11 protein-coding genes are annotated in these 14,259 nt (G+C 64.5%); 4 read left to right on the forward strand and 7 right to left on the reverse strand.

Annotation, left to right across the window (positions count from 1 at the left end):
* Positions 1-149 precede the first annotated feature (149 nt).
* The gene (locus tag OPV09_RS08055; RefSeq protein ID WP_070303965.1) at positions 150-854 is read left to right on the forward strand and encodes a ComEA family DNA-binding protein; all 705 of its coding nucleotides are present in this window, start codon (positions 150-152) and stop codon (positions 852-854) included.
* A gap of 94 nt (positions 855-948) precedes the next feature.
* On the opposite strand, the gene OPV09_RS08060 is transcribed toward OPV09_RS08055, so the two are convergent.
* Positions 949-2,514 carry a phospholipase D family protein gene (locus OPV09_RS08060; protein ID WP_338681140.1) on the reverse strand — a complete coding sequence of 522 codons (1,566 nt, stop codon included), beginning with the start codon at positions 2,512-2,514 and terminating at the stop codon, positions 949-951.
* 221 nt (positions 2,515-2,735) lie between these two features.
* Between OPV09_RS08060 and OPV09_RS08065 the strand changes: the two genes are divergently transcribed.
* Positions 2,736-4,070, forward strand: a complete 1,335-nt coding sequence (locus tag OPV09_RS08065; protein ID WP_338681142.1) for a M28 family metallopeptidase — start codon at positions 2,736-2,738, stop codon at positions 4,068-4,070.
* Here OPV09_RS08065 and OPV09_RS08070 read toward each other — a convergent pair.
* Entirely contained in the window at positions 4,067-5,824 is a 1,758-nt protein-coding gene (locus tag OPV09_RS08070) for an FAD-dependent oxidoreductase (RefSeq protein ID WP_338681144.1), read from the reverse strand. The two genes, OPV09_RS08065 and OPV09_RS08070, sit on opposite strands and share 4 nt — an antisense overlap.
* Positions 5,825-6,076: 252 nt before the next feature.
* On the opposite strand from OPV09_RS08070, the gene cysM reads away from it, so the two are divergent.
* Positions 6,077-6,979, forward strand: coding sequence for a cysteine synthase CysM (cysM, locus tag OPV09_RS08075; protein WP_034751785.1), 903 nt, complete (start codon positions 6,077-6,079; stop codon positions 6,977-6,979).
* 242 nt (positions 6,980-7,221) lie between these two features.
* Here cysM and OPV09_RS08080 read toward each other — a convergent pair whose 3' ends face one another.
* The 5 genes from OPV09_RS08080 to OPV09_RS08100 form a co-directional block, all read right to left on the reverse strand.
* Positions 7,222-7,554 carry a hypothetical protein gene (locus tag OPV09_RS08080; protein WP_034751784.1) on the reverse strand — a complete coding sequence of 111 codons (333 nt, stop codon included), beginning with the start codon at positions 7,552-7,554 and terminating at the stop codon, positions 7,222-7,224.
* Between the two features lie 438 nt (positions 7,555-7,992).
* Entirely contained in the window at positions 7,993-9,156 is a 1,164-nt protein-coding gene (gene mltB, locus OPV09_RS08085; protein WP_425324030.1) for a lytic murein transglycosylase B, read from the reverse strand.
* Positions 9,147-11,168 (reverse strand): DUF3488 and transglutaminase-like domain-containing protein, encoded by a 2,022-nt coding sequence (locus tag OPV09_RS08090; RefSeq protein ID WP_338681149.1) that lies wholly within the window; start codon positions 11,166-11,168, stop codon positions 9,147-9,149. Before OPV09_RS08090 ends, mltB begins: the two co-directional genes overlap by 10 nt.
* The gene (locus tag OPV09_RS08095) at positions 11,165-12,196 is read right to left on the reverse strand and encodes a DUF58 domain-containing protein (RefSeq protein ID WP_338681151.1); all 1,032 of its coding nucleotides are present in this window, start codon (positions 12,194-12,196) and stop codon (positions 11,165-11,167) included. Before OPV09_RS08095 ends, OPV09_RS08090 begins: the two co-directional genes overlap by 4 nt.
* 5 nt (positions 12,197-12,201) lie before the next feature.
* The gene (locus OPV09_RS08100) at positions 12,202-13,110 is read right to left on the reverse strand and encodes an AAA family ATPase (protein WP_338681154.1); all 909 of its coding nucleotides are present in this window, start codon (positions 13,108-13,110) and stop codon (positions 12,202-12,204) included.
* A 211-nt stretch (positions 13,111-13,321) separates the two neighbouring features.
* On the opposite strand from OPV09_RS08100, the gene OPV09_RS08105 reads away from it, so the two are divergent.
* Positions 13,322-14,248 carry a histone deacetylase family protein gene (locus OPV09_RS08105; protein WP_034751778.1) on the forward strand — a complete coding sequence of 309 codons (927 nt, stop codon included), beginning with the start codon at positions 13,322-13,324 and terminating at the stop codon, positions 14,246-14,248.
* The last annotated feature ends 11 nt before the right edge of the window (positions 14,249-14,259 follow it).

Below are 14,259 nucleotides of genomic sequence, written 5' to 3' on the forward strand. Positions count from 1 at the left end.
CGCCAGTCCGTTTGATCTGGCGCAGGTTTTCCCCTCCTTCCGCTGTCCAGTCTTGTCAACCGTATCACGCCACAGCCGTTAAAGCCGTTAAGGCGCTGCTCTTCCCTTGCGTTCGAGTCAACTTGAAACCACACCACGGAGAGATACCCATGTTCAAAAAAATACTGCTGGCCATCGCCACCTTGATTGCGACGATGGGCTTTGCCTTTGCCCAGGTCGATGTCAACAAGGCGGACCAGGCGGCACTCGACAGCGTCAAGGGCATCGGCCCCGTCACGTCGAAAGCCATCATCGATGAACGTGCCAAGGGCGGCGCCTTCAAGGATTGGGCCGATTTCGAAACCCGCGTGAAGGGCATCGGCCCGAAAAGTTCCGTGAAACTGTCGGAAGCGGGCTTGCAAGTAAATGGCCAGTCCATGTCCGGCGCGCCAGCGGCGCCCGCTCCGGCGCCGAAAGCTGCCGCAGCTAAAAAGGAAGCTGCTGTGAAGGAAGTTGCAGCGAAAGAAGCCGCAGCGAAGCCAGCTGCTGCGACCGACACCGCTGCGGCGCCAGCCAAGACAGCCGCTGAAACGAAGAAAGAAGCTGCTGCCGCGAAGAAAGAAGCCAAGGCCGCCGCTGCTGCCGCCAAGAAAGAAGCCGCCGCTGCCAAGGTCGTCCCTGCCGCCGCTACCGCGCCAGCCGCCGCCGATGCCGCCCCCGTGAAAACGGCGGCCGAAACGAAGAAGGAAGCGGCTGCTGCGAAGAAGGCGGCTACTGCAGCGAAAAAAGAAGCCAAGGCTGCGGAAGCGGCTGCGAAGAAGGAAGCCAAGCTGGCTGCGGCCGATGCGAAGAAGGCCGAAGCCGAGAAAAAATAAACGTGTTGCTGTAAGGCGTGCTGCGTGGTGGTGCCGCGCAGCACGAGAAGAAAACCCCGCGTGGTACCGGCCGCGCGGGGTTTTTTTTATGCGGCTACAGCTGCGACTCGATCGGCAGCCAGCGCATCACCGACACCAGCGTGCGGCGCCAGAAGCCCGTTTCCGGGTCCTGCGTCCACACCTTGGCGGGCTCTTCGGTAGCGTCGGACCAGCGCAGGGCGCCGTTGTCGAGGAACAATCGGTAGCTGGTGTCGCTCGCCGTCGAGTGCAGGAACAGCGTGCGCATGTCGGTCGCCAGCGCGGCGTCGTCGAACAGCACGCCCATTTCCGTGTTCAGCTGGGCCGAGCGCGGGTCGAGGTTGAAGGAGCCGACGAAGCCCCGCTGACCGTCCACCACCACGGCCTTGGTATGCAGGCTGGCGCGGCTCGAGCCCATCAGGCTGATGCGCTTGCGGTGCTGGGTCTTCAATTCAAACAGGTCGACGCCGCCGCCCAGCAGCATCTGGCGGTAGCGCGCATAACCCGCATGGACGAGGGCCACGTCGGTGGCGGCCAGCGAGTTGGTCAGCACCTGGACCTTGACGCCGGCGGCGACCTTGCCGGCCAGGGTCTGCGTCAGCTCCGCGCCGGGCACAAAATAGGGTGAGGTCAGCAGCGCTTCCTCGCGCGCGTTCGTCAGCAGGGGTAGCAAGCTGTGCATGAGCCAGTGCTCGCTGCGCTGCAAACTGGCTATGGGCGCGGCTTTTTCCGGCGGATCCGACAATACTTGCACTTGGGTACTCCAGTGCAGGCGCACCCGGCCATCGAGGTGGGCCTGCAGCTGGCCCGCATCGGTCAGCTGGCGCAGGTAGGGCGAGGCGCCCAGTTCGCCCGTGAGCGCGTCGAGGCGGGCGCGCACAGCCTGCAGTTCAGCCGCACCCGCATCCTTGCCTTCGTGCAAGGCACCGATGGGGATGACGGCGCGGCTGTTCCAGAAGCGGTCGAAGATGTCGCTCGTCTGCCGCACGGCGGGCCCCACCAGCAGCAAGTCGGCATCCTGGAAATTGACTTGTTCGGCGGCATCGAAGTATTCGTCGCCGATATTGCGCCCGCCGACGAGGGCGACCCTGCCGTCGACGATCCAGGCCTTGTTGTGCATGCGCCGGTTCAGGCTGACGGCGCGCAAGGCCATTTCCACGGCACGCATCCAGATACCGTCGCGGTTGCGGCCCGGATTGAAGATGCGCACATCGATCAGCGGATGGCTGTCGAGCGCGAGGATGGCCGCGTCCTGGCCCCGTGCGTTGATATCGTCGAGCAGGACGCGCACGCGCACGCCGCGGTCGGCCGCGCGCAGCAGTTCGCGCACCAGCAGGCGTCCCGTCACGTCGTTATGCCAGATGTAGTATTGCAGGTCGAGACTGCGGCCCGCTTCGCGCGCGCTCAGGGCGCGCAGGGCGAACGCTTCCAGATTGTCGTCGATCAGGGCCGTGCCGCTGTGGTCCGGGCGTTGCGCCAGCTGCGGTGCCAGCACGCGGTCGAGCAGGGTGGCATCGATCGCCACGGGCAAGGCCGTGCCCGGCGCCCCCAGCGAGCGTTCGGCGAAGCGCCCGTAGCTGTACAGGGCGGCGATGCTGAGCACGGCAAACAAGGTGGCCAGCAGCAGCAATTTGACGAGCATGCGGCGCACCGTCAGCGGACCGCGCGCAGGCTGCGGCGTGCGGAGTGAAGGGTGGTCAGGCGCATGCGGTGTCTTTCGTGAGCGGGGCAGTGGCCGATTGTAGCAGTTTCTATAACGCACGATTTTCGTCCAGGAACATCCTTGCCCGTCGTCAAAAATGCGAGAATGGCCAGCTCAATCAATCACCGGGGGATGCACGCATGGGACGGATTTTGACGGCAATGACGGCAGCAATGCTGTCGGCGGGCGCGGCGGCGGCGCCGGGCGCCGAACCGGCGCAGCAGCAGATCAGGCAGGTGGTGGCCGACATTTCGCCGCAGCGCATCGAGGCGCATGTGCGCAGGCTCGTGGGCTTCCAGACGCGGCATACGATGTCCGATACCGTGTCCGACACGCGCGGCATCGGCGCGGCCCGGCGCTGGATCAAGGCCGAGCTGGAGCGCTGCGGCGCGCAGGCGGGCGGTCGGTTGCAGGTGGCGTTCGACAGCCATATCGCACCCATATCGAAACGCATTGCGCGGCCGACGGACATCGTCAACGTGGTGGCGACCTTGCCGGGCAGCCAGCCGCAGTCGGCCGGGCGCATCTATGTCGTCAGCGGCCATTACGACTCGCGCGCCACCGACGTGATGGATGCGCAGGGCGACGCGCCTGGCGCCAACGACGACGCGTCCGGTACGGCGGCCGTGATCGAGATGGCTTGTGCGATGGCGCGCTACCAGTTCGACGCCACCATCGTCTTCATGGCCGTGGCGGCCGAGGAACAGGGACTATTGGGTTCCGGCCATTGGGCGCAGCAGGCAAAATTGAAAAATCTCAACATCGCCGGCATGCTCAATAACGACATCATCGGCAGTTCGCGCGCGGAAGACGGCACGGTCGATGGCGGCCAGGTGCGCCTGTTTGCCGAAGGCATCCCGGCCGTGAAGGAGATGAGCGACGGCGTGCGCGCCCTGGTGGCGACGGGCGGCGAAAACGATTCGATTTCGCGCCAGCTGGCGCGCCATGTGAAACAGGTGGGCGAGCGCTATGTGCCCGGCTTTACGGTCAACGTCATCCAGCGCGCCGACCGCTACCTGCGCGGCGGCGACCATATGCCTTTCCTCGCGCAAGGGTACGCGGCGCTGCGTTTCACGGAACCGCACGAAGATTTTGCCCATCAGCACCAGGATGTACGCGTGGAAAACGGCGTGCAGTACGGCGACTTGCCGCAATTCGTTGACTATGACTACGTGGCGAAAGTGGCGCGCGTAAATGCGGCGGCGCTCGCGTCGCTGGCCCTGGCGCCGGCCGCGCCCGCCGGCGTGCAGGTGCGCACGGCCCAGCTGGAAAACGCCACCTCGCTGGTCTGGCAGCCGAATACGGAACCGGACCTGGCCGGTTACCGCATCGTCTGGCGCGCCACGACGGCGGACCAGTGGCAGGGCGCACAGGACGTGGGCAATGTCACCGAAGCCAGGGTCAAGCTGTCGAAAGACAACTATTTCTTTGGCGTCCAGGCCATCGACCGCGACGGCAATGTCAGCGTGGCCACGTATCCCATGCCCTTGCGTTAGGCGCTGTTGACGGGCAGGCGCGCAAGAAAGCCGTGAATCTGGGAAACGACGGCAGCGCCTTCGCCGACGGCGGCGGCCACGCGCTTGGTGGAGCCGGCCCGCACGTCGCCGATGGCAAACACGCCCGGTACGCTCGTTTCCAGCGCGGCCCGGTCGGGCAAGTCTGGCGGATAGATTGCGTGGCCGTGGGCGCGGCATTCGGCGCGCGTGACATCGAAGCCCGTGCGGATAAAGCCCTGTTCGTCGACGGCCACGGCGCAGTCGTGCAGCCAGTCCGTGTTCGGGTCGGCGCCGACGAAAAGAAACACGCGGCGCACGGCGCAATCGGCTTCCTCGCCCGTGCGGTTGTTGCGCCAGCGCACCTCCGTCAAGCCATCGTCGTCGCCTTCGAGGGCGATGATTTCCGTGTGCGTGTGCAAGGTGATGTTGGGCGTGGCGGCGATGCGCTCGATCAGGTAGCTCGACATGCTGGCCGCCAGGCCTTCGCCGCGGATCACCATGTGGACCTTGGCGGCGTGGCCGGATAGAAACACGGCCGCCTGGCCGGCCGAATTGCCGCCGCCGACGAGGATGATCTCTTCCTGCCTGCACAGCTTGGCTTCGATGGGCGAGGCCCAGTAATACACGCCCCGTCCTTCATACGTTTTCAGGTTGGCCAGCGAGGGGCGGCGATAGCGTGCGCCGCACGACAGCACGACCGTGCGGGCGCGTACCTGCGTGCCGTCGCACAGATTGACGCGCAGGGGCCACGTGTCGCACAGCAGGTTGGTGGCGCTGGCCGGCGTGGCGATCTCGACGCCGAACTTTTGCGCCTGCACATAGGCGCGTCCCGCCAGCGCGCGGCCGGAGATGCCGGTGGGAAAACCCAGGTAATTTTCAATGCGCGCGCTGGCGCCTGCCTGGCCGCCGTACGCGCGTTGCTCGAGCGCCAGGACCGATAGCCCTTCGGACGCCGCATACACGGCCGTGGCCAGGCCGGCGGGTCCGGCGCCGACCACCAGCACGTCGAAGATCTTGTCGCCGGACAAATCGGGCAGCATGCCCAGGCAGCGTCCCAGTTCCGCATTGCCGGGATTTTTCATGATCTTGCCGTCAGGGCAGACGACCAGCGGCCATTCCTGCGGCGTGGGCTGGTAGCGCTCGGCCAGCGCGGCGGCGGCCGCATCCGTGGCTGGATCGAGCACCGTGTGCGGGTGCCCATTGCTCGACAGAAAACTTTGCAGGTGGAACAGATTGCCATTGCCGCGCGGTCCCACCAGCACGGGACCGCCTGAATTCGATTCGATCAGCGCCACGCGGCGCAGGATCAGGGCGCGCACGATGCGTTCGCCCATTTCCGCCTCGGCCACGATCAATGCGCGCAGGGATTCCGAACTGATGTCGAGCAATTCCACGGCGCCGACGGCGCTGCCGTTGACGAGGGTGGGGCGGCCCGACAATTGCGCCACCTCGGCAATGAAGTGGCCGACGCCCACTTCGCGCAGCACGGACGCCTGTCCCAGCACTTCGTGGCGCTTGATGCTGACCCGTCCGGACAGTATCACCAGCATGCCGAAGCTGCTGCTGCCGGCCTCGAACAGCGTCTCGCCATCGGCAAAATGATGGCGCGTGCCATAACGCTGCAAGCGCTGCAGTTCGGGTCCAGTGAAGACGGGCGAGATCTGATGGCTGCGGCCATGCAAGTCGAGCGTGGCGAACTGGACGGGATCGTCCTGCGTCGTTTCGGGAATGAATTCGGGTGTGCTGCTGGCCATGGCGAGTCCGTTCGGAGGCTGAATAAGCAAATAACAAAAATAACTAATAGTGACGAGTCTAGCGCATGCGGTGCGCGCTTGCCGCAATACCCCTTGCGCACGCCCGGAAATGGCAGCGCGGCAGGCGCCATGCGGCCAGTGGCGGCGCAGCCGGACGCACAAACGGGCCCGGCGGCTGCCGCCGATCAGCGATACGCCGTCCAGCATCTCATATTAGAATGGGTCTTTGTTGAATCTACTCAAACAGACACGATGGCTTACAAGACACTTGAAGATACGATAGGCAATACCCCGCTGGTGCAGCTGACGCGCTTGCCGGGTGCCGATGCGCTTGCGCGCAACAACGTCATCCTGGGCAAGCTGGAGGGCAATAATCCGGCTGGCTCCGTGAAGGACCGCGCGGCGATGTCCATGCTCAAGCGCGCTGAAGAGCGCGGCGTCATCAAGCCCGGCGACACCCTGATCGAGGCGACCAGCGGCAATACGGGCATTGCGCTGGCCATGGCCGCCGCCTTGCGCGGCTACAAGATGCTGCTCCTGATGCCCGATAACCTGAGCGTGGAGCGTCGCCAGAGCATGGCCGCCTACGGCGCCGACATTTTATTGACGCCGAAGACGGGCGGCATGGAATATGCGCGCGACCTGGCCGAACAGATGCAGAAGGATGGCCGCGGCGTGATCCTCGACCAGTTCGCCAACGAAGACAATTCGCGCGCCCACTATGAAAGCACGGGCCCGGAAATCTGGCGCGATACGGAAGGGCGCGTCACGCACTTCGTCAGCGCCATGGGCACGACGGGCACCATCATGGGCGTGTCGCGCTATTTGAAGGAACAGAATCCCGCCATCCAGATCATCGGCGCCCAGCCTGAGGAAGGTTCGCAGATTCCCGGCATCCGCAAGTGGCCGGAAGCGTACTTGCCGAAAATCTACGACAAGTCGCGCGTGGACCAGGTGGAATACGTGAGCCAGGGCGTGGCCGAGCGCATGGCGCGCAGCCTGGCGGCGGAAGAGGGCTTGTTCTGCGGCATCTCTGCAGCCGGCGCGTGCGAAATCGCGCTGCGCATTTCACAGACGGTGGAAAATGCGACCATCGTGTTTGTCGTGTGCGACCGCGGCGACCGCTATCTCTCGACCGGCGTGTTTCCTGCTTGATGCAGGACGCCCAACCAAACCTACTGCGCGGTGCGCTTTGCGGCCTGCGATGCTCACCGTACTAAAGTACGGTTGCGCTTCTTAGCCACAAATCACTGCCGCTCGCTACGGTTTTGTCGGGCGTCAATACAGCTTGGGAAATAAGGTAAGACGGGAAAATAATGTCGGCCAGAACGGCCTGAGAACTGCTGGAAATACCCCCTCCCCATGGCGGGGAGGGAAAACCTGCAAAACTGGCAGGATCAGCCTTGTGGCGTTTCGCCTTCTTTTGGCTTGAATTGCTTGTCGCTGATACGGAATTTGTTACGACGGTCACCCATCAGGTAACGCAGGTCGCGGATGCTCAGGTCGCTGACTTCGTGCATGCGGATCAGCAGCGATGCGCCGACCGGCAGGCGGTGGTGGCGGATTTTACTGATGACCGGTGGCGCCACTTCCAGCGCGCGGGACAAGGCTGCGTCGTTTTTCAGGCGCAGGTTTTCGATCAGGGTATCGAGCAGTCTGTTTGGGTTGTACTGAAGCAGATCGTCGGAGTCCGAATCGCTGTTCATATCAATGCCGACTTGGTTTGTCATGATGTTATTGTTCCTTCTGTAGTTGCACTGCAAAGTAAAAAACACTCGGAGCTCGCTCTTGCTGCGTTCATGTTCATTCTTTACTAAAAGGAACGAATTCACACACGGTACGATCCGGGATACAGTTTTTCATGATATATACACAATTGTACAACAGGATTCAATTTCAGGCGGGAAAGCCCAATAATCTTGCTTGGTACAGAACCGGTGTTGTCTAGCTGCAACACCTATTTATTCTTTATTATGCTCTATGATAGAACAAAAATTGTACTTTGACAAAAGTTAAGTATAAAACCATTACTGCATTCCGTGCCGCACAAAGGCTGGCGAGCGAGGCTGGCACATGTTATCGGGCCTACCATAGACCTGTTTGCTGGTCGATTCAATATCCCTTACGCTTTCTTACAAGTAATATTATAACTTTACACTGACTTTCGGTTAGCGTGCGCGCACTTGACTGATGGCTTTGCCCAAGTCGATCACTGACATGGCATAAAAATAACTTCTGTTGTACTGAGTTATAGCAAAGAAGTTATTGGTTGCCAAGTGATACTCAGTTGCTTCGGAACCATTTTGCAAGTCGATCAGGCCGAACAGCATGTTCTGGGGCGTGGTCGGGGCGGCACTCACGCCGGCTTCCTGCAATTCCCCCAGCCGGTACTTCGCCTGCAAGCCCTGGCCGATGAACTTTTCCCACGCGCGGCTGGCCGAGACGGTGACGGGATAGGTGCTGATGGCCGGATCATCGCGACGCCAGCCGTGCTCGACGAGGAAGTGCGCGACGCTGCCGATGGCGTCGGATGTGGAATTACGCAGGTCGATGTGGCTATCGCCATCGAAATCCACCGCATATTTCATGATGCTGCTAGGCATGAATTGTGGCAGGCCGATGGCGCCCGCATACGAGCCGAGCAGGGTCAGGGGATCGATGCCATCCTTGCGCGCGTACAGCAGCGCGTTTTCCAGCTCTCCCTTGAAAAATTCCATGCGCGCGGCGCGGGTCGGGCTTTCCGGATAGGAAAACGCGAGGGTCGTCAGTGCGTCGAGCACGCGGAAACGGCCCGTGTTGCGTCCATATACAGTTTCCACGCCGATGATGCCGACGATGATCTCGGCCGGCACGCCATATTCGCGTTCGGCGCGCGCCAGCGCTTCCGCGTTCTCTTCCCAGAATTTCACGCCCGCATTGATGCGCACCGGTTCGATGAAGCGGGAGCTGTACGCTTGCCAGTTCTTCGGCTTGCCGGGCGGCGCGGGCTTCATCAGTTGCACGGTCGACTCGACATAGCGGACCTTGCCGATCAGGGTATCGAGTTCGGCGCGGTCAAAGCCGTGTTTGGCGGACATGTCGTCGAGAAAGGAGCGTACTTCCTTCCAGTTGGCATAGTCGACAAATTCGCCTTCGAAGTCGAATTTCGCCGGTGCCTTTTTGGCTGCTGCCTTGGCGGGCGGCGCCTTGGCCGCGCGCACGGCACGGGCGCGGTCGGCAGCGGAAATATTGCTGTTTTCGCCAGCGTGCGCGGTGGCCAGGCACAGGGGAAGGGAGAGGAGCAGGGACAGGGCGGGGTATTTGATCGGTAACAAGGAGCGTCTCATCGGCATTGGGTTAACAGGCGGCGCAAGTGGCGCCGCGCGCGGAGTTGTTCGTCTGGGCTGGCATTACCATACTTCATCGCGGCATAGATTGCCAGAAACTGTGCGATGGCGGCGTGTGCCTCTTGTGTGGCCTTGCCCGCGGCCAACCGCGCAGCATAACCGTGCGGGCCTTCGTGCGGCGCACGGCTGTACCCGCGCCGCGCCTGTAAATGGCAAAACTGCGCATACAGGGCGTCAAGCGGATCGCCTTGCCGCGCGTGCCGCCACCAGACCAGTGCGCCCGCCACGGCGGACAGCAGGGCCAGCACGGCGCACGCGAGTGCCAGCTTTTTCGCCGGCACGTTTTTCAAGCCCTCGAGCATGGCGCGCTGGCGCTGCGGCGTGGTGTCGAGCACCCAGCTGCTCCAGGCGTGCTCGGCCTGCTGCCATTGCTGGCGCCACGCGGCAACCGCCCCTTGCGCGCCGCCATCGAGGCCGGCCAAGGCGCGCCACGCCGTCAGCGGCGACGGGGCCGGCGGCAGGGCGGCGTCGAGGTTGCGCTGCGTGCGCAGGGGCGCGACGGCGCTTGTCGGGTCGACGCGCACCCAGCCCCGGCCCGCCAGCCACACTTCGCTCCACGCATGGGCGTCGGACTGGCGCACCGTCAAGCTGTTGCCCGTACCGTTGCGCACGCCGCCCTGGTAACCGGTGACGACGCGCGCGGGTATGCCCATGGCGCGCATCAGCACGACAAAGCTGCCCGCGTAATGTTCGCAAAAGCCCGCCTGCGTGCCAAACAGGAAGTCGTCGACGCCCTGCTTGCCCAGCAGCGGCGGCTGCAGGGTGTAGCGGAACGGTGCGCGGCGGAAGTGCCCGAGCACGGCGGCGATCGCGCCGGCGGGCGCCAGCGTTTGCGTGCCGCTGCCGCGCAATGCGCGGGCCCAGGCCACGCTGCGCGGGTTGCTGCCAGCGGGCAAGGCCAGCCATGGCCGCTGCTGTTCTGGCGACAGGTTTGCCTGCAGCCGGTAGCGGGGCTGGGAACTGACGCGGTAACGCACGGTCGAAGTAATAGGCTGTATGGTCAGCACTTCCAGCGCGGACGACACGACGTACGGATTGCCGGGCAAGCGTTCGATGCTGCGCGGCACGTCGAGCGCGAAGATGCGCCGCTGGCCGCTTGCTTGCAGGGTGACTTCGTAGTGGCTGGGCTGGCCTTCCAGCGCGATATCTATCCGGCTGTCGCTGGCAGGCGCGCGGCCCTTTGCGCCCCGGCGCGTCCAGGTGGCGCCGTCGAAGTCGCCCAGCACTACGCCGCGCCAATACAGCTGGTCTTGCGGCGGGAGCGGTGTGGAAAATCGGGCCGTGAAGACGGGTTCGCTTGACAGGGCCAGCGAGGCGATGGCGCCCGGCTGCATGCTGTCGGACAAGCCCGTGCGCGCCTGCGCGCCTTCCGGTGCCGTACCCCACAGGGGGCCGTCCACGCGCGGCAGGGCAAAAAACATCAGGGCCGACAGGGGGATGGCCAGCGCCAGCATGCGTCCCAGTAAATTTAACCGTTGCGCCAGGCGGGGCTGCACGGCGCCGTACTGGGCTGACAGCAGGGCGGCCAGCAAGACGATGACGGTGGCCAGCATCCAGGCGGCGCTGAGGATGCCTTGCGCATGGAAGAAATTTGCCAGCAGGAGGAAAAAACTGAGGAAAACGAAAACGAAGATGTCGCGCCGGCCATGCATTTCCAGCGATTTCAAGGCCAGCAGCAAGGCCAGCATGGCCACGCCGGGATCGCGTCCCAGCACGGTGCCATAGCTGGCGTAGACGCCGGCGATACCGAGCAAGGCCATCGGCGCGAGCAGGGCCAGCCCCGGCTGGCGCTTGCCCCGCACGGTGATGACGGCGCGCCACAGCAGGAGGGCTGCGGCGGCGGCCGACAGCCACGGAGGCAGGTGCAGCGCGTGCGGCGCCAGCACCATGGCGGCGGACAGCAACAGCAGCACGATGTCGGCCTTGTCGCGCGGCAAGTTGCTCAGCCAGGCTTTCATGGCGTCGCCTGCGCTGGCGGAAAATCGTGCCGCCAATCGTGCGGCGAACCGTCTGGCGAACCGTGCAGGGCCAGCGCGCGCAGGCAGGCGTCGCGGTGGCTGGCGCCCAGGGCCGGCGCGACAGTCAGCGGGCCCAGGCGTAAGCCATATGACAGGCCCGTGCGTTCCGCCTGCAGCACCCAGGCGGCCAGGCGCGACAAACGCGCTTCCGGCGCCAGCGCGTGCAGGGAAGCGTGCTCGAGCATGATGCTGCCATGGGCTGCGCCTGCGGGAGAGTCGGCGGCAGGCTGGAATTGCTTGCTGAATACATGCTCGCCATCATGGCGGGCGATCTGGCGCCAGGCCAGGCGGTGCAAGGGGTCGCCGGGCTGGTAGGCGCGCACGCCGGCCAGTTCCAGGGCGCCATCGGGCAAGTCTGGCGAATCTGGCGAGCTTGGCCTCTGTACTTGCTGTACCGTGCCGGCAGGCAAGGGCAGTGGCGGCGCATTGTGTTCGGGCTGCGGATACACGAGCACGCGCGCCTCTGGCTGCCAGTGGCACCAGGCAAGGAACAGACCGAGCGGAAAACTGCCGGACAGGCGCACGGGCGGGGCAATCAGCCATCCCCGTTGCTGCGCGGCCACGACGATGTTGACGGCCGTTTCCCCGTGGGCGGCGATGTCGGCCAGGCTGGGCGCTGCCGCCGAATCGCGGATGGCCACGTGGATGGCATGGCGCGGGCGCGCGCTGCGGTTGATCAGGCGCAAGGTGAACGTGGCCTGGCTGCCCGCGAACACGGGGCTGCCCGGCGTGGCGGCCAGGGCCAGGCCCGCCAAATTGCGGCTGGCAAACAGCATGTCGGCGATGGCGCAGGAGGCCGAGAAATACGTGAGCGCATAGCCCAGGCCCAGGCGGTAATTGACGGCGGCGATCCACAGCGCCAGCAGTAGCGCGGCAAACGCCAGGCCCGCGCCCGAGGGACGGATGTGCACGCGCTCCGCGCCCAGCCAGGGGCGCGCCGGCAGCCATTGGATAGTGCGCCAGCGCATGCCGCTCAGACGGGGATACTCAACAGCATGTGCTGCAGCAGGCTGCGGCTATCGACGGACCCTTGCGCGGCATGCAGGCGGTGGGCGCAGACGGGCAGCAGCACGGCTTGCACGTCGTCGGGCGTGACATGGTCGCGGCCTTCCAGGGCGGCCCAGGCGCGCGCCGCCTGCAGCAGGGCCAGCGCGGCGCGCGGGCTCAGGCCATCGGCAAACACACCGGGCGCGCGCGTGGCATGCACGAGGGCCAGCACATAGTCGACGACGGTGGCCGAGGCGTGGATGGCGCGCAGGCCCGCTTGCGCCTGCAGCAATTCTTCCGCGTTCATGACGGCAGGCAAGGTGTGCAGCATGGCGCGGCGGTCGGCGCCCAGCAGCAGCGCCCGTTCCGCGGCCGCATCGGGGTAGCCGAGGGTCACGCACATGAGAAAACGGTCGAGCTGCGATTCGGGCAAGGGGAAAGTGCCCAGCTGGTGCGCGCAGTTTTGCGTGGCGATGACGAAAAACGGCTGCGGCAGCGCGTGCGTGACGCCATCGAGCGTCACTTGCCGCTCTTCCATCGCTTCGAGCAAGCCCGATTGCGTCTTCGGCGTGGCGCGGTTGATCTCGTCGGCCAGCAGCACTTGCGTGAACAGGGGGCCGGGATGAAACACGAAGCTGCCGCTGCCCCGGTCATACACGCTCATGCCGGCCACGTCGGCGGGCAGCAGGTCGCTCGTGAATTGCTGGCGCTTCCATTGCAGGCCCAGCGAGATGGCCAGCGCGTGGGCCAAAGTCGTCTTGCCCACGCCGGGCACGTCTTCGATCAGCAGGTGGCCGCCGGCCAGCACGCAGGCGAGGGTCTGGCGGATCTGCAAGTGTTTGCCGACGAGAACTTCGCCGATCTGCTGTGCGGCCTGGTGTATTTTCGAAAACATGCTATTTCTATCACAGTAAGACGGATTATTTAATTTACAATCGCTTTGGCCAGGTCAAGCCGTGCCGCCCGCCCGTGCCGTGCACGTGGTAGATTAGTGCGGTAGCGGCACAGACCGGCCAGTGATTTTATGCGAGAACGCGCAGGGCGAACAGGAATGCCATGCAGTGTTCCCGGAGAATGGACAGAGACAGAGGTAACCAGTACAGCGCATGAGCACAGCCATTTATACCCATCCCGATTGCCAGCGCCATGAAATGGGCGACTGGCACCCTGAATCGCCGGCCCGCTTGCAGGCCATCAATGACCAGTTGATACTCGCGCACATCAGCGACCTGGTCGAGCATCGCGATGGCGTGCGCGCGCAATTGTCCGATATCGAGCGCAACCACAGCGCCACGGCCATCGGCCTCGTGCGCGACAATGTGCCGCAGGAGGGCGACTACTATCCGCTCGACGGCGACACCCTGCTCAACGCGCACAGTTACGAGGCGGCGCTGGCCGCCGCCGGCTCGGCCGTGGCGGCCACGGACGCCGTCATCGATGGCGAGATCAGCAACGCCTTCTGCGCGATCCGCCCGCCCGGCCACCATGCGCGGCCCAGCGAACCGATGGGTTTTTGCCTGTTCAATAATGTCGCCATTGCCGCCAAGCATGCGCTCGACGTGCGCGGGCTTGAACGGGTCGCCATCGTCGACTTCGACGTGCATCATGGCAATGGCACGGCCGAGTCCGTTGCGCACGATCCGCGCATCCTGATGGTGAGCTTTTTCCAGCACCCGTTCTATCCGTACAGCGATGTGGAATCGTATACGGACACGCGCGTCAACGTGCCCGTGCCGGCCCGCTCGAAGGGCGACGCCGTGCGCCAGCTGGTGCTCGACCACTGGCTGCCGGCGCTGCACCGGCAGCAGCCGCAGATGATTTTCATTTCCGCCGGTTTCGACGCCCACCGCGAAGACGACGTGGGCGGCATGGGCCTGGTGGAGGCCGACTATACGTGGATGACGCAGCAGATGATGGCAGTGGCCAGCCAGTATGGCAAAGGCCGTATCGTCAGCTGCCTCGAAGGGGGCTACAACCTGTCGTCGCTGGGCCGCAGCGTGGCGGCGCACGTGAAGGCGCTGGCGGAACTGTAAGGGCCCTGCGC

The sequence above is a fragment of the Janthinobacterium sp. TB1-E2 genome (assembly GCF_036885605.1).
Classification (GTDB): domain Bacteria; phylum Pseudomonadota; class Gammaproteobacteria; order Burkholderiales; family Burkholderiaceae_D; genus Janthinobacterium; species Janthinobacterium aestuarii.